The sequence below is a fragment of the Methylobacterium komagatae genome, assembly GCF_042661665.1.
Lineage (GTDB): Bacteria > Pseudomonadota > Alphaproteobacteria > Rhizobiales > Beijerinckiaceae > Methylobacterium > Methylobacterium komagatae.
Map to the genome: position 1 here is coordinate 1,348,534 of NZ_JBHSWN010000001.1, position 15,250 is coordinate 1,363,783.

Annotated in this window: 11 protein-coding genes, 1 tRNA gene and 1 pseudogene; 6 read left to right on the forward strand and 7 right to left on the reverse strand. The window is 69.9% G+C overall.

The features are described 5' to 3' along the window. Window positions 1–19: 19 nt before the first annotated feature. Window positions 20–2,140: an FUSC family protein gene (locus tag ACFQE0_RS06530; RefSeq protein WP_378968167.1), complete on the reverse strand. Its 2,121-nt coding sequence runs from the start codon at window positions 2,138–2,140 to the stop codon at window positions 20–22. Between the two features lie 133 nt (window positions 2,141–2,273). Here ACFQE0_RS06530 and ACFQE0_RS06535 point away from each other — a divergent pair. Beyond that, window positions 2,274–2,350: transfer RNA gene (locus ACFQE0_RS06535), tRNA-Arg, on the forward strand. A 317-nt stretch (window positions 2,351–2,667) separates the two neighbouring features. On the opposite strand, the gene zwf is transcribed toward ACFQE0_RS06535, so the two are convergent. Then, window positions 2,668–4,146, reverse strand: a complete 1,479-nt coding sequence (zwf, locus tag ACFQE0_RS06540; protein WP_378968169.1) for a glucose-6-phosphate dehydrogenase — start codon at window positions 4,144–4,146, stop codon at window positions 2,668–2,670. A 104-nt stretch (window positions 4,147–4,250) separates the two neighbouring features. Then, complete coding sequence (locus ACFQE0_RS06545) at window positions 4,251–5,093, reverse strand: SDR family NAD(P)-dependent oxidoreductase (protein ID WP_378968171.1); 843 nt, start codon at window positions 5,091–5,093, stop codon at window positions 4,251–4,253. Window positions 5,094–5,186: 93 nt separating this feature from the next. Between ACFQE0_RS06545 and ACFQE0_RS06550 the strand changes: the two genes are divergently transcribed. The 3 genes and pseudogenes from ACFQE0_RS06550 to ACFQE0_RS06560 all read left to right on the forward strand — a co-directional run bounded on the left by ACFQE0_RS06550 (window position 5,187) and on the right by ACFQE0_RS06560 (window position 8,717). After that, entirely contained in the window at window positions 5,187–6,359 is a 1,173-nt protein-coding gene (locus ACFQE0_RS06550) for an endo-1,4-beta-xylanase (protein ID WP_378968173.1), read from the forward strand. 88 nt (window positions 6,360–6,447) lie between these two features. Then, a pseudogene (locus ACFQE0_RS06555) lies at window positions 6,448–8,051 on the forward strand (L,D-transpeptidase family protein). A gap of 132 nt (window positions 8,052–8,183) precedes the next feature. Then, window positions 8,184–8,717 carry a Dps family protein gene (locus ACFQE0_RS06560; protein ID WP_378968175.1) on the forward strand — a complete coding sequence of 178 codons (534 nt, stop codon included), beginning with the start codon at window positions 8,184–8,186 and terminating at the stop codon, window positions 8,715–8,717. Between the two features lie 83 nt (window positions 8,718–8,800). Here ACFQE0_RS06560 and ACFQE0_RS06565 read toward each other — a convergent pair whose 3' ends face one another. Next, a complete protein-coding gene (locus ACFQE0_RS06565; protein WP_378968177.1) occupies window positions 8,801–11,509 on the reverse strand; it encodes a bifunctional acetate--CoA ligase family protein/GNAT family N-acetyltransferase in 2,709 nt (902 codons plus the stop codon). A gap of 106 nt (window positions 11,510–11,615) precedes the next feature. Here ACFQE0_RS06565 and ACFQE0_RS06570 point away from each other — a divergent pair, with 106 nt between their 5' ends. Further along, window positions 11,616–12,422: a restriction endonuclease gene (locus tag ACFQE0_RS06570; RefSeq protein WP_378968179.1), complete on the forward strand. Its 807-nt coding sequence runs from the start codon at window positions 11,616–11,618 to the stop codon at window positions 12,420–12,422. A gap of 37 nt (window positions 12,423–12,459) precedes the next feature. Here ACFQE0_RS06570 and ACFQE0_RS06575 read toward each other — a convergent pair whose 3' ends face one another. Together ACFQE0_RS06575 and ACFQE0_RS06580 are read right to left on the reverse strand one after the other, a co-directional pair. Further along, window positions 12,460–13,101, reverse strand: coding sequence for a DedA family protein (locus ACFQE0_RS06575; RefSeq protein ID WP_378968181.1), 642 nt, complete (start codon window positions 13,099–13,101; stop codon window positions 12,460–12,462). 94 nt (window positions 13,102–13,195) lie between these two features. Next, window positions 13,196–13,675 (reverse strand): peroxiredoxin, encoded by a 480-nt coding sequence (locus tag ACFQE0_RS06580; RefSeq protein ID WP_378968183.1) that lies wholly within the window; start codon window positions 13,673–13,675, stop codon window positions 13,196–13,198. 149 nt (window positions 13,676–13,824) lie between these two features. Between ACFQE0_RS06580 and ACFQE0_RS06585 the strand changes: the two genes are divergently transcribed. Continuing rightward, the gene (locus tag ACFQE0_RS06585; RefSeq protein WP_378968185.1) at window positions 13,825–14,445 is read left to right on the forward strand and encodes a YqgE/AlgH family protein; all 621 of its coding nucleotides are present in this window, start codon (window positions 13,825–13,827) and stop codon (window positions 14,443–14,445) included. Window positions 14,446–14,455: 10 nt separating this feature from the next. On the opposite strand, the gene ACFQE0_RS06590 is transcribed toward ACFQE0_RS06585, so the two are convergent. After that, complete coding sequence (locus ACFQE0_RS06590) at window positions 14,456–15,214, reverse strand: hypothetical protein (RefSeq protein ID WP_378968187.1); 759 nt, start codon at window positions 15,212–15,214, stop codon at window positions 14,456–14,458. Window positions 15,215–15,250 lie beyond the last annotated feature (36 nt).

Below are 15,250 nucleotides of genomic sequence, written 5' to 3' on the forward strand. Positions count from 1 at the left end.
GCAGCCGCCGGGCGACGGCTCAAGCCGGGGCGAGCAGAGCGGCGCGGCTGTCGCCGGGGCGCAGGGTGCCGGTGAGCAGATCGACCTGGGCGGCCAGCCGGGCCAACGAAGGCCCCTGCGCCGCCTCTGGCCGCTGGGGCAGGGTGGAAGCATCTGCGCCAAGGGCCGCGAGGGTGTCGCCGATCCAGTCCTTCCAGGCGGGCGCGATGGGAGCGGTGGCGTCCGGCGCGTGCCGCAGGACCGAGAGCCGGGCGCTGATTCGCCGGAGCGTCGCGTCGGCCACCATCGCGGCCTCCACCTCCGGGTGGTGCCCGGCGCGGGGCTGCTGCAGGGCGCGGGACAGGGCCGCCTCCAGATCGTTGAGGGCAAGGCCCGCCTCGCGGGCGGTCGTGTCGATGGCCGCCTCACGGCCCTCACCCGCCGCCAGGACGGCGCGGGCGAAATCGGCGTGGGTGGAGAGCGCGCGTCGCAGTTCCTGACGGACCTGATCCGGCTCCCAGATCGGCCAGAGCACGAGGCAACTCGCCACCGCGATGAGCCCGCCGAGGATGGTGAACCCGGCTCGCTCGGCCACGATCTCCCAGGAACTATGGCCCGGCTCCAGAACCTCCACCAACAACACCACGAGGGGCGTCAGGCAGGTCACGAACACGCCGTAGGAGATCTGCCGCGCAGCGAAGCCGACGATGCTGAGGGCAAGGATCATCCCGGCTTGCCACAGGGGCGTGGCGGCATAGTAGGCGAGAACGGCGCCCACCAGCCCGCCGAGCACCGTCCCGCCGATCCGCTCCAGCGCCCGCTGCCATGTCGCCGCGTAGAAGGGCTGCATGGTCAAGACCAGCGTGATGACCAGCCAATGCGCGAAGGTGCCGCCGAAGCTGAGGGTGGCCGCGAGTGCGGGCGCCGCCACCAGCGTCGCCCGCAGGGCGTGGCGCAGGTTGGGCGAAGACGGAGTGAAGTTCTGCACCAGCGGATCGAGGGAGCGCGCCCGCCAGCCGAGCCGCCCGCCCTCGTCGAGGCCGCCGGGTCGATAGCCCTCCGGCGTCGACAGCTTGGCGGCGATGCGCACCCGGCCGACGATCCGCTCGGCGAGGCGTGCCAGGGTCGGCTCATCGGCGACGTCCCTCGCGACGCGCACGAGGGATGGCTCCAGCCGCGCGAGGTCGAGGCTGGCATCCTCGCGGATCGCGCGGGCGATCACCGCGAGAAGCGGGCGCAGCCGCCGCAGGACATGCTGCGCGGCGGCGCGCTGCGCCGGGGAGGGGCGGCTGTCGAGGAGTTCGGCGATGGCGATCAGGTGGGAGAAGATCTGCTCCGCGCTCTCCAGCCGTAGCAACGCCTGCGCGGTACGCTCGGACACGCGCTCGCGGCTGCGGGCAAGGTCGAGGATCATCGCCCGTGCGGTCTCGATGCCGAGACGGACGCCCCGGCGATGGGCGCGGGCATGGCCATCGAACGCCTCGGCCTGCGGCTCGGGCAGGGCGGCGAGGCGTTCGAGGTCGCCCACCAGCCGGGCGAGGCTGCGCCACACCTCGGCCACCGCCCGGTGCGCGGGGCGATAGGGGTGGAGCCGCCAGATGACGAGGGCGAGCAGGGTCGCCCACAGGCCCCCGGCGGCGAACATCAGGGCCACCGTCCCGGCCTCGGCCGGGCTCAGCGCCCGATCAAGGGCGATGCAGACCACCACAACGAGCACATTGCCCGCCGCCTGGGCCTGGATGCTCCACACGCGGATATAGGTGCAGGCGAAGATCACCGCGCAGGCCACGGGCACCACCACCGGCAAGCCCATTGGCCGCAGCAGGCCGAGCCCGCCCCAGAGCAGGCCACCAATCAACGAGAAGGTGGTGAGCACCCGCAGGCGTGCATGCATCGGCCCGCCCGTGTCGCAGAAGCAGGCGAGGTTGGCCGCGAAGGCCATCGACAGCAGCGGCGGCCAGGGAAACAGGGCATGGAGCAGGAAGACGACGCCGAAGGCGAAGCCCGCCCGGACGCCCTCGGAGATCTGGATGCCACGCAGATCGAGACCGATCGGCAGGCGGGTCAGGTCGGCGCCGGGCTGCGCGAGGTTGCCGCGCCCGGTGCTCACCCGGCGCCGGACGCGGCGGGGAGACGGGGCCTGCGGAGAGGGGGCGGACACGGGGAGAGGGATCCTTGCGGCGGCGCCCGTCAGGTGTCGAAAACCCGTCCCGTCCGCAAGCCCTTCGAGAGCTGGTACTGCGGATGCCTTGACCGGCGCGCTCCCCCGTGGCTTTTCGGTCCGGCTGGCATCCGACTCCGTAGCTCAGCTGGATAGAGCAGCCGCCTTCTAAGCGGCAGGTCGTAGGTTCGAGCCCTACCGGGGTCGCCAGCCGGAACCCGCTTCAGGACGCCGAGAGCCGTTCCTTCGCCCGCGCGAGGCGGGTGGCGCGGTAGATCTGCCCCGCTGCTGGCGCGCGGCTCGCACGGGCGGTGCCTGCCGCTCGGCCTGCGCTGCGTGAATGAGCCTGAGCACGGAATCGACCGAGCGGTGCAGGCGCCGCTCGGCATCGATGCTGTTGTGATCCTGCATGGTCTTGGCCCCGTCCGCATCCCGGTGTCCCGGGGCGCGCAGTGTCGGGACCGGGCTTGGCCGGAAAAGGGCAGCTTGGCCGTAAGGCAAGCCGCCGCCCCGGTTCTTCCCCTGCGCTAAAGCCGCAGTTCCTCGTGCCAAGTGCGTCCGTCGCGCTCGATCAGGGCGATGGCGGCGGTCGGGCCCCAGGAGCCCGCCGGATAGGGACGGGGCGATTCGGGCCGCTCGGCCCAGGCGCTCAGGATGCCGTCGGCCCAGGCCCAGGCGGCCTCCACCTCGTCGCGGCGCATGAACAGGGTGGCGTTGCCGCGCACCACATCCATCAGCAGCCGCTCGTAGGCATCGGGGTAGCGCTGCTTGAACGTCTCCTCGAAGGAGATGTCGAGGTCCGTCGGGCGCAGGCGCAGGCCGCCGGGACCGGGATCCTTGGTCATCACCTCGAGCTTCATGCCTTCCTGCGGTTGTAGGCGGATCACCAGCCGATTCGGCTCCCGGCCGAACGCCTCGGTGGGGAAGATCGAGAAGGGCGAGGCACGGAACTGCACCACGATCTCGGACAGCTTCTGCGGCAGGCGCTTGCCGGTACGCAAGTAGAACGGCACCCCCGCCCAGCGGCCGGACTGGATCTCGACCTTCATCGCCACGAAGGTCTCGGTGCGGCTCTCGTGGCCGAGTTCGTCGAGGTAGCCGGTCACTGGCTGCCCGCCCACCGCGCCCGCCACGTACTGGCCGCGCACCGTCGCCGTCTGGATGTCGTGGGCGGTGATCGGCTTCAGGGCGCGCAGCACCTTCAGCTTCTCGTCACGCACCGAATTCGCTTCGAGATTGAGCGGGCTCTCCATCGCCGTGAGGCAGAGCAACTGCAGGATGTGGTTCTGCAGCATGTCCCGCATGGCGCCGGACGTGTCGTAATAGCCCGCCCGGCCCTCGACGCCGACGGTCTCGGCTACGGTGATCTGGACGTGGTCGATCACGTCCGCGGTCCAGAGGCGCTCGAAGATGGTGTTGGCGAAGCGGAGCGAGAGCAGGTTCTGCACCGTCTCCTTGCCGAGATAGTGGTCGATCCGGAAGATCTGCGATTCGGGAAAAACCTCCCCGACCGCGTCGTTGATCGCCTTGGCGGATTTGAGATCCTTGCCGATCGGCTTTTCCAGCACGACGCGGGATTTCTCGCCGATCAGCCCGTGCTTGTTGAGGTTGCGGCAGATCGAGCCGTAAAGGTCGGGTGAGGTGGCGAGGTAGTAGGGCCGCACCTGATCCGGCCGCTCGTTGAGCTTGGCCGTGAGGTCGTCCCACCCCTCGTCGCCCTTACCGTCCACGGCGACGTAATCGAGATGGGCGAGGAAATCGTTCAGCGCGGTGTCCGGCAGATCGTGGCCCGGCACGAAGCGCTTGAGGGCGTCGCGGGCATGCTCGCGGAACGCATCCACGGAGAGTTCCGAGCGCGACGCGCCGATGATTCGGCTGGTGCCGGGAATCTGCCCGTCCCGGAAGCGATAATACAGGGCCGGCAGGAGCTTGCGCGCGGTCAGGTCGCCGGTCGCGCCGAAGACGACGCAATCGAACGAGGCGACGGGAATGATCGTCGTGGCCAAAGGCGGCTCCCGGTCTGTGGCGGCATGCCCCGCGCGGCGGCTCCCGAACGAGCCCCTGAGGGGCCGGGCTTACTCCGGTGCAGGACCTGCGCCAAGAGAGGGGGCTACCCCTCCATGTGCCGCTTGAACGCCTCGGCATAATCCGGGTGCCAGCGGGACAGGGCCGGGCGGTTCTTGATGATGTCGCCCATGGCCCAGGCCATGCGCTTCTCGTCCTGCGCGCGGGTAGTCTCGTTGTCGGGGCAGAGGATGTAGAAGTCGCCCGCCTGCAGGCGCTCCAGCATGAACTCGATCGTCTCCTCCGGCGTCCAGGCGCCGGCGGGCTTCTCGGCGACGCCGCGGGCCTTGGCGAGGCCGGTATAGACGAAGCCGGGAATCAGCAGGTGCGCGCTGGTCTTACAGGTTTCGCGGCTGCGCAGTTCATGGGCCAGGGCCTCGGTCACGGCCTTCACGCCGGCCTTCGAGACGTTGTACGGCGCATTGCCTGGCGGCGTGGTGATGCCTTGCTTCGAGCCGGAGACGATGATGGCGCCGGGCCGCCCGGATTCGGCCATGGCGGGGGCGAAGGCACGGATGCCGTTCACCACGCCCCAGAGGTTGGTGCCGATGATCCGCTCCCAGGTCTCGGCGTCGGAGAAGAGCTTGCCTCCGGCCTCGACGCCGGCATTCAGCATCACGATGGCGGGCGGCCCGCCGCGCAGCACGGCGGCGGCCAAGGCCTCCATGGCGCCACGATCGGAGACGTCCGTCGGCACGGCGCGGACATCCACGGCGGCGAGCGCTCCGACCTCCGCGCGGGCGGCGACCAGGGCCTCGCCCGGCAGGTCGGCGAGCCAGACATTCATGCCCGCCGTGGCGAAGGCCTTCGCGGCGGCGAGGCCGATGCCGCTCGCGGCGCCCGTCACAACCGCGCTGTGGCCGGGGCTGATCGCGGGGTGTCGAGACATCGAAAGGGCTCCATCTTGGGCTGGCAGGCGTGAGATGGAGCAGGCCCACGGGAAGGCCACCGCTTCGCAAGGCCGCTGGCGGCAAGGATGGGCATGTCGATCTCCCTGAAACGCCGGAGCCTGCTCGCGGGAAGTGCGGCGAGCCTTCTCTCCCGGCCCGCTGGGGCGGCGGATTTCGGGCCGCTGGGTAAGCCCTCCTGGGCGGCGGATGGGCCGCAGGGGGTGGCGATGCGCAAGGGCCTCGCCTTCGGGGCGGCGGTGCCATCGAACCTGCTGAACCGCAGCGCCGAGTTCAGAAAGATCCTCGCGCGGGATTGCGGCCTGCTGCTCGGCAACAACGAGTTGAAGATGGCGGTGGTGATGCCGGAGCCCGGCCGCACCGATTTCGCCCCGGCCGATTCCGTGGTGCGCTTCGCCCGCGCACATGGGCAACGCCTGCGCGGGCATGCCCTCGTCTGGCACGAAGCTCTCCCGAGCTGGGTCGCAGAGCAGCTCGCCAAGGCGAGCCCCGCCCAGGCGGAGGACTTCCTGCGGCGCTGGATCGACACCGCCATGGGGCGCTACCGGGGGATGATCGAATCCTGGGACGTGCTCAACGAAGTGCTGGCGGGTTACGGGCCGGTGCGTCGGGAGGACGGCCTGCGCGAAACGCCCTGGCTCGCCGCCCTCGGGCCGGGCTATCTCGACCTCGCCTTCCGCCTCGCGCACGACGCCGACCCCAGCGCGGTGCTGACCTGGAACGAGGATTCCCTGGAGCACGATTTCGGCTGGGTGGAGGCCCGCCGCGCCCGCGTGCTCACACGGCTCGAGGCGATGCGAAAGCGGGGCGTGCCGGTCCGCCGCTTCGGCATCCAAGCCCATCTCGTGAGCGACCATCCGTTCGACGCGGCGAAGTTCCGCCGCTTCCTGCGGGAACTCGGCCAGCTCGGCGTCGGCATCGCGATCACCGAGCTCGATATCGATGACAAGGCCTTCCCCGCGGATCCGGCAGCACGGGACAAGGGCGTGGCGGATTTCGCCCGACGCTTCCTCGATGTCGCGCTCGATGAGCCCGCGCTCCTCGATGTCGTGACCTGGGGCCTGTTCGACGGCGATACATGGCTCAACGATCATCCCGACCATCGCCGCCCGGATGGTCGCCGCCAGCGTCCGTTGCCCCTCGACGAGGCGATGCGCCCGAAGCCGTTCCGCGAGGCGCTGATCGCGGCCTTCCGTCACGCGCCGGACCACTCCACCGTGCGGGCGCGCCTGCGCGGTACAGCATGAGCGTGCACGCCGGAGGGGATTGGTAACCATCGCACCCGCATTCTCTCGCCAGACCGCGCCGCCTCCGGCGCCGTCGGGAGAGTCGCGTATGGTCCCGACCCCGAGCCGCCCCCGTGCCGCCGTTGCGGCCGGCCTCTGCCTGTCCGCCCTGTTGACCGGAACGGCCGCCGTCCATGCCCAGGACATCGCCGCTGCCCCGGTGATGCAGCAGCCAGCCACCGACGCTGTAAAAACAGAGCCGGCAAAAGAGATTGCTGCAAAGCCACTCGAGCCCGCGCCGAGCCCGGTTCAACCGGTTGTAGAGGCTGCCCCTGCCAAGCCGCAGGATACACCACGCAAGAGCCGCGAGCCCGCCCCGCTGGTCTACGCGAAGGTCTCGACCGATCCGGTTCCGACCTTTTCGTCACAAACTTTCCTGAACACCCTGCGCGCTGCCGAGCGCTATGCCGCCTTCGTGGAAGCGGGCGGTTGGGAGAAGGTGCCCGACACCCTGATCAGCCTGAAGCCCGGCGAGCGCCATCCGGCGATCCCGGCTTTGCGCCATCATCTGACGCTCGAGGGGGATCTCCCCGCCGATGCCCCCCCGAGCGACCGGCTCGATCCGCCTCTCGTGACTGCGATCTCCGCCTTCCAGGCCCGTCACGGCCTGCCGGATAGCGGGATACTTGGCCGGCTCACCATCAACGCGTTGAACATTCCGGCTGAGATGCGGCAAAAGCGCTGGCCGCGTCTGCGGCGCGTCTCATGGGCATCAAGTTCGCTTTCGGTGAGCGCTATGTCGCCGTGAACATCCCGTCCGCCACGGTCGAAGCGATCGAGAATGGGCAGGTAGTACGCCGCTACGTCGCCGTGGTCGGCTCGCCCGACAAGGCGACCCCCACGATCGAGACCCGCATCACCGACATCAACTTCAACCCAACCTGGACCGTGCCGGTCTCGGTTGTGAAGAACGAGATCATTCCGCAGATGCGGAAGAACCCCGGCTACCTCGCCAAGAACCGGATCCGCATCCTAGGTCCGGGCGGGACCGAGGTGGACCCGACCAAGATCGATTGGGCGAGCGAGAAGGCCGCCGATTATACGCTGCGGCAGGATTCGGGGCTCGATAACTCGCTGGGCCAAGTCCGCATCGACATGCCCAACCGGTTTGCCGTCTACATGCACGACACCCCGGCCAAGTCGCTCTTTGCGCGGTCGGTACGGTTTCACAGCCATGGCTGTGTCCGCGTCGGCCAAGTGAAGGAGCTGGTCGGCTGGCTGTTGCAGGGGGTCGAGGGGCCGAACGGGCCGGGCTCGACCTGGGGTGCCATGGAGATCGAGAGCGGCATCGCGGATGGCGAGCGGCGGGATATCAAGCTCCCAAAGCCTATTCCCGTCGCCTTCGTCTATCTCACCGGCTATGCCGGACCGGACGGGCGCGCCCAGTTCCGCGACGACATCTACGGCCTCGACGGCCCCAAGCCAGAGAATGCCAAGCCCGACAGTGCCAAGCCCGCATCGGCTTCGGCGTCGAAGCCTGCACCGGCGGCGCAGGCAGCCCCCAAGCCCGCGCCCGCCGCTGCCGTGACTCCGAAGTCTGCGGAGCCTGCGACGACCGGGTCCCTGGGCCCTCGTTCGCCTGCTCCCCGTCCCATACCTCAGAAGGCCGCGGCGGAGCGCCGCAACAGCGAGCCGACGCCGCTGGTTCGCTGATCGCGGGCCTGCCATGCGGGAACCTCGCGTTCGGAACCATCCCGCCGCGCTGCGATTGCAGGGGAGAACGTGGCCAGCCCGGTTTTTCCGGGGCGGGCCAGCCCTTCAACGCCTGCAATAGGAGCTTGAACGATGGCCAAGGCCAACCCGGTCAGCCGTATCGAGAGCGATCGCCTCAACACGCCGACCGATCTCGACCCGAACGATACCAAGAAGATTGCCGAGGGCCTCACCGTCCTGCTGTCGGACCTCTTCGCCCTCTACATCAAGACGAAGAATTTCCACTGGCATGTCAGCGGGCCGAATTTCCGCGACTACCACCTGATGATGGACGAGCAGTCGCAGCAGATCTTCTCGATCATCGACGCTGTGGGCGAGCGCGCCCGCAAGATCGGCGGCACGGTGCTGCGCTCGCTGGGCCAGGCCAAGACCCTGACCCGCGTGGCCGACAACGATGCCGAGTATGTGAGCCCGCTCGACATGCTCAAGGAGCTGCGCGACGACAACAAGGCGCTCACCGCCCATATGCGCGAGCTGCACGAGGTGACCGACGAGGCGAACGACGTCTCGACCACCTCGCTGCTGGAAGAATGGATCGACCAATCCGAGGAGCGGACGTGGTTCCTCTACGAGGCGACCCGCAACGCGACGGATAGCGGCCACTGATCTTTTAGTCGGCTAATGTAAGGGGCCCCGCGCAGCGATGCGTGGGGGCTTTTGCTATGCTGATCATAGAGGGAAGGTGACGATCAAGAGCGGCTCTGCGCCTCCCTCGCCTCCGACAGATCGAGCCGAACCTTCATCACCCCCGGATCGTCCGGATCACGCTTCTGCGTGAAGCCCAGGCGGCGGCAGACGGCGAGCATCGGGCGATTCTCGGACAGGACCGTTCCTTCCACCCGGCCGATCCCTTCGGATCGCGCCCAGTCGATCATCAGCCGCATCAGTGCGAAGGCGAGGCCGGTGCCGCGCGCGTCCTGGCCGACGCCGATGGCGTATTCGCCGCTGTCGTTGTTGGCATCGGCGTGAAGGCGTACCGCGCCGAGCATCCGCTCGCGACCATCGGGCCCGATCTCCACGGCCACGAAGGCGATGGCGCGGGCGTAGTCGAGTTGCGTCAGCCGGGCGAGGAAGGCGTGGCTGAAGGCCCGGACCGGGCCGAAGAAGCGCAGGCGCAGGCTCTCGGGATCGAGGTTCTCGAAGAACACCCGGAAGAGCTCTTCGTCCTCCGGTCGCACCGGTCGCACCCGCACCGTCCGGTCCTTCAGGTTGAGCACCCGCACCCATTCCACGGGATAGGGGCGGATCGCGAAGCCCGGATGCCCGCCGCCGCGACGGTCGCGCTCGCCGTAGCGGCTTTGCGGCACGCGGCCGATCCGCACGCGTGCGTCGAGGGCGAGAACGCCGGTCTCGTCGGCGAGAAGGGGGTTGATGTCGAGTTCGCGCACCTGCGGCAGGTCGGCGGAGAGTTGGGCGATCTTCACCAGCGTCAGGGCGATGGCGGCGAGATCGGCGGCGGGCACGTCGCGATAGGCGTCGAGCCGCCGAGCCACCCGCGTGCGGGCGATGAGGTCACGGGCGAGGATCAGGTCCAGCGGCGGCAGGCCGAGCGCCCGGTCGTCGATCACCTCGACGGCGGTGCCGCCCCGGCCGAACACCACCACGGGACCGAAGACCGGATCCTCCGCGAGCCCTGCGATGAGTTCCCGTCGGCGGCCCCGGCGCACCATCGGCTGCACCGCGAAGCCGGTGACGCGAGCATCGGGCCGCTCCCGGCGCGCACGGGCGAGGATGGAGCGCGCGGCCTCGCGCACATCCGCCTCGCTGGTGAGGTCGAGATGAACGCCGCCGATATCGGATTTGTGCACGATGTCGGGGGAGACGACCTTCAGCGCCACCGCCTGCCCCCCGGCGATCAGCGGCCATGCCGCCGCCGCCGCCGCGTCGATGTCGGGGGCGAGGATCAGGGGCACAGCCGGGATGCAGTAGGCCTCCAGCAACTCGCCCACCGCGATGGGGTCGAGCCATGATGCGCCCTGGCGGAGCGCGTCGCCCACGATCCGCCGCGCCCGTTCCGTGTCGGGTGAGAAGTCCCGCGGCAGCGAGTCGGGGGTGCGCATCAGGTCGTCCTGCGCCTCCCGGTAGCGCACGAGGTGCAGGAAGCCTTCGATCGCCTCCGTATCGGTGGAGAATTGCGGGATGCCCGCGCCCGCGAAGGTCTCTCGTACCGTCTCGGCCTCGCCCAGCGACACGGCGAAGACCGGCTTCTTGCGGCTCTGGCCCTTGCGCGCCTGCGTCACCGTCTCGGCGATGGCCGTGGCGACCGCCCGCGCATCCGAGCGGATCGTCGGAACGTGGATCGCCAGAACGGCGTCGCTCTCCTCATCGGTCAGCAGCGGCTCCAGCGCCTGCGCGAAGGCAGGGCCGCCCGCATCCATGCCGAGGTTGACCGGGTTGCCTTGCGGGTTTCGGGCCAGGATCCCGTCCCGGTCGGCCAGCCTGTCGGCGGCCAGGAGCCCGATGCCGAGCCCGTTGGTGAGAATCGAGAGTCGCTTGCCGGGAAAGGGCCGCTGCCGCCCCAGGGTCTCGATGGCGGCGAACATCTCGTCGAGATCCTGCACCGCGAGCAGGCCCGCCCGCCGGAAGGCGGCGGCGTAGACCGCATCGGGCCGGGCCAGCGCCCCCGTATGGGTGACGGCGGAATCGGACGCCGCCGGAGCATCCGGCCGCCGCCGTCCGGCGCGCAGCACCACCACGGGCTTCGCCCTCGCCGCCGCGCGGGCGGCGGACATGAAGCGCCGCGCATCCTCCACGCGATCGAGGCAGAGCAGGATCGCGCGGGTGCGGATGTCGGCCGCGAAATGGTCCAGGCAATCGGAGGCATCGACATCCATGGCGCTGCCGAGCGCCATCACCGCCGAGAAGCCGACCTCCCGGCGGCTCGCCCATTCCGCGATCGCCGCCGCCACCGTGCCCGATTGCGAGATCAGGGCGAGGTCCCCCGCCGAAGGAGCGTGCGCGAACAGGCTGGCATCGAGCTTCCGCCCGGGCACGCAGAGGCCCGCGCTGTTCGGCCCGATAAGGCGCAGGCCGTGATGACGGGCGGCCCTGCGGGCGCGCGGCCCCGGATCCTCCGGTCCCGTGCCGAGCCCGGCGCTCAGGATGATGGCGGCTGCAGCGCCGATTCGCCCCGCCTCCTCGACCACATCCGGGACGTGCGCGGGCGGCACGGCGATCACGACGAGATCGGGCACGGCCGGCAGCGCCGAAAGGCTCGGAGCGGCGGGAAGGCCCTCGATCTCGCCTTCCGTCGGATGAACCGGCAGGATACGGCCCGGATAGCCCGCCCGCATGAGGTTCGACAGCACGCTGCGGCCCACGCTGCCCTCGCGGGAGCCGGCGCCGACGAAGGCGACGGCGCGCGGGGCGAGAAGCCTGTCGAAGCGATAGGTGCTCATGCCGTCCCCGGGCGCGTCGGGCGATCCACAGCTTTTCCCCGCTGCTTCAGGATCGGGCAAGGGGGGCTTGCGAGGGTCATGGACATCACGAACGATCGAGTTGCCGATGCCGATGTCGTCCGCGCGCCCTGGTTCGCCCGCTGCGGCCTCGGCGGGCGAGGCGCCTGCCCGTCCGCCGAGCCTCGTCACCCGCCTGTTCTGGACGGGGGTGACCGGGGCGTCCATCGCCTTCTGGTACGGACCCCCGGCCTTTGCCGGGACGGGGGTGGCGCTCATCGCCGTGCTCGCCCGCCATCTCGACCGTCCCCGTCGCCTGCGGCGCCGTGTCCGACGCATCGCCCGGCACCATGCCGAAACTCTCGCGCTTCGGCGCCGCCAGGAGCGGTTCGAGGATGCCTACGGCAACCTGATCGAAGATGGCTGGCAGCGTGAATGCCATTATTTCCTCGACCGCACCGTGCTGCCGCAACTCGGCACCCGCGATGCGGATCTGTTCGCGCGGGAGCGTCCGCGCATGCTCGCCCTGATCGAGGACGAGGCCGCCGCGATCGATCTGCCCGACGAGGACGAGGCGCCCGAGGACGGCATCGATTACGAGCGGTTCTGCGCCGGGCTCCTCACGCGGGCGGGCTGGCGCACCCACCGCACCCCGCCGAGCGGCGACCAGGGCGCGGATGTCGTGGCCGAACGGGAGGGGTTGAGGCTCATCGTGCAATGCAAGCGGCTGGGCCGCCCGGTCGGCAACGCCGCCGTACAGGAGGCCGCTGCGGCGCTCCGCTATTGGGAGGGCGACCGCGCGGCCGTCGTCTCGAATGCCGGCTTCACCCCCGCCGCCCGCAGGCTCGCCGCCGCGACGGGCGTGCTCCTGCTCCACCATGGGGAGTTGGCGGATCTCGAAATCGACCCGGATTGACGCGCTGCTGCTCGACCCTCGGTCACGTCGCGAGCCGTCAGACCAGCGGCCCCGGGATCGCGAGTTCGGCCTTCGAGACCAAGCGGGCCTCGTGGCGGCGCACGAAGAGCCAGAGGGCGATGCCGCCCAGGATCACGAGGCCGAGCAGGGTGAGGCCAACCGGCCCGGCGATGGTTTCGATAGAGCGGCCGAAATAATACGACCCGAGGCCCATGCTCGCCGCCCAGACGATGCCGCCCAGTGCGTTGAACACGAAGAAGCGGCGGGCATCCAGGCGGTTCACCCCCGCGAGCAGGGCCGCGTAGGCGCGCAGCATCGCGGTGAAGCGGCCGAAGAACACGATCTTCCCGCCGTGGCGCCGGAACAGGTACTGGCCAAGCTTCAGCCGCCCATGGTCGAGGGCGATCAGGTGGCCGTAGCGCAGCAGCAGCGGCATCCCCCAGCGGCGCCCGGCCCAGTAGCCGAGGTTGTCGCCCAGGATCGCCGCTCCGGCGGCTGCGGCGATCACGCCCGCGATGTCGAGCTTGCCGGTGCTGCCCGCATAGACGGCGGCCGAGATCAGCGCCGTCTCACCGGGGCAGGGGACGCCCGCGCTCTCCAGCGTGATGATGAGGAAGATGAACAGGTAGCCGTAATTCGCGATCAGATCCGCGATCGGCAGGTCGTGCAAGAAGGTCATTCGATCCCCGGGGCCGGCGGCGCGCATCGACACGTCGAGCCGCGCCGCCTTATCCCGGAGATCGTGGCCTCACGAGGGCCGGACCCTTATAGGCTCAGAGCAGCTTCAGGATCGCCTCGGCGCCCGAGGCCTCGGCCTTGGAGGGCGATTCCTCGACGTTGAGCACCCGCACCACGCCGTCTTCGACCAGCATGGAGTAGCGCTTCGAGCGCGTGCCGAGGCCGAAGCCCGTGCCGTCCATGTCCAGCCCGATGGCCTTGGCGAAATCGGCATTGCCGTCGGCCAGGAACTCGATGCCTTCGGCCGCGCTCGCCTTCGACCACGCGTCGAGCACGAACACGTCGTTGACGCTCGTCACGGCGATGGCGTCGACGCCCTTGGAGAGGATCTCCGCCTTGTGCTGCACGAAGCCCGGCAGGTGGTTGCGGTGGCAGCTCGGGGTGAAGGCGCCGGGAACGCCGATCAGCACGATGCGGCGGCCCTTGAACACGTCATCCGTGGTGCGCGCCATCGGGCCTTCGGGGCCGATCACCCGGAAGGTCGCCTGAGGCAGGTGTTCGCCGACCTGGATCATCTCTGGTGTCTCCGGTGGGGCGGGATTCCCCCGCGTACTTGCGGCTGACCTAGCGTGCGGGTGTGCCAGTGTCGAGGCGGCGTACGTGGCGCGCACAGCGAACACTTTGTCCGCTGGACAAGATGAGGGCGGAAGGCCAGCATAAGCTCATGCCGACATCCCTTCCTCCCCGGCAGACGGCGCTCTCCGGCACCAATTTCCTCGACGGCCAGTTTCTGGTCGCGATGCCGGGCATGGCGGACGAACGCTTCGCGCGTTCCGTGATCTATATTTGCGCGCATTCCTCCGATGGGGCGATGGGGATCATCGTCAACAAGCCCGCCATCGACATCAGCATGCCGGACCTGCTGGTGCAGCTCGATGTGGCGCCCGAGGCGGATGCGATCCGCCTGCGCGAGCGGGTCGGCCACATGCCGGTGCTGATGGGCGGCCCGGTGGAGGGGCGTCGCGGCTTCGTCCTCCACTCGGACGATTTTCACATCGCGCAATCGACGCTGATCATCGATGACGGCATCTGCCTCACCGCCACGGTGGAGATCCTGCGCGCCATCGCCAGCGGCGAGGGCCCGGCCAACGCGGTCCTGGCGCTGGGCTATGCGGGCTGGCAGGCGGGCCAGCTCGAAAGCGAGATCATGGCCAATGGCTGGCTCAACTGCCAAGCGGATCCGAGCCTGATCTTCGCCGCCGATCTTGATGCGAAATACGATCGCACCTTGCGCGAGAACGGCATTGATCCGGCCATGCTCTCGGCGAGCGTCGGGCGGGCCTGAGGCGCCGGGCCTATTCGGGCTCCGGCGGGCTGAACACGTCCGGATTCATGCCGTCGACGGAAGGCTTCGGGCGGGGCCTGCGCGGGGCAGCCGTCGTCGTAGTGGCTGCCGTCGGCGCCGCCGTATTCGCACCCAGGCGTGTCGCCAGCGCAAGGGAGCGGTTTTCCGTGAAGCGCAGGTGGCAGAAGCCGTGGGTGCCCTCGCGGGCGTAGCTGCGGCAGAACTGCTCCCGATCCGCCGAGAAGGCCGCCTGCTCGGCCACGATCGGGCGCACGTCCTCGCGGCGGGCGCGCTGGGTCATCAGCTTGTAATTGTCCCGCACGGACTTGTCCGCGACGCCGCGCGCCGTGTCGAACTCGCTCGCGCGAGGCACCAGGGTCGCGGCGGGCGGCCCCCAGAGGCCCACCGGCGTGGTCGCGCAATCGGCCGCCGTGAAGGTGCAGGTCGCGCTCGAATCGAGGGCGGTTACCAGCACGCTGCCCTCCGCTACGTCGAAGCGCAGGGGGCATTCCGCGGCGGAGGCCTCGTAGCGCGGCACGCCCTCCGGGCGACCGGAGGAGGTGAGCGGGATCGGCTTGCCGCCGCCGAGCTTCACACTGCAACTCTCGGTGGGCTGGGAGATCTTGGTGCCGGGCAGGGTCATGGTCGCGGTGACGCCGGTGCCCGCCCGTTCGAGCTTCAGCGCGCCTGCGCCACCGTTACGCTGGAGGTCCTGCCCGATGACGCTGTCCTCGCTCGGCGCCTTCAGCACCACCGGGCCGCGCGGCACGGGAGCGGGGCGGGACGCCTCGGGCGCGGCCTGGCC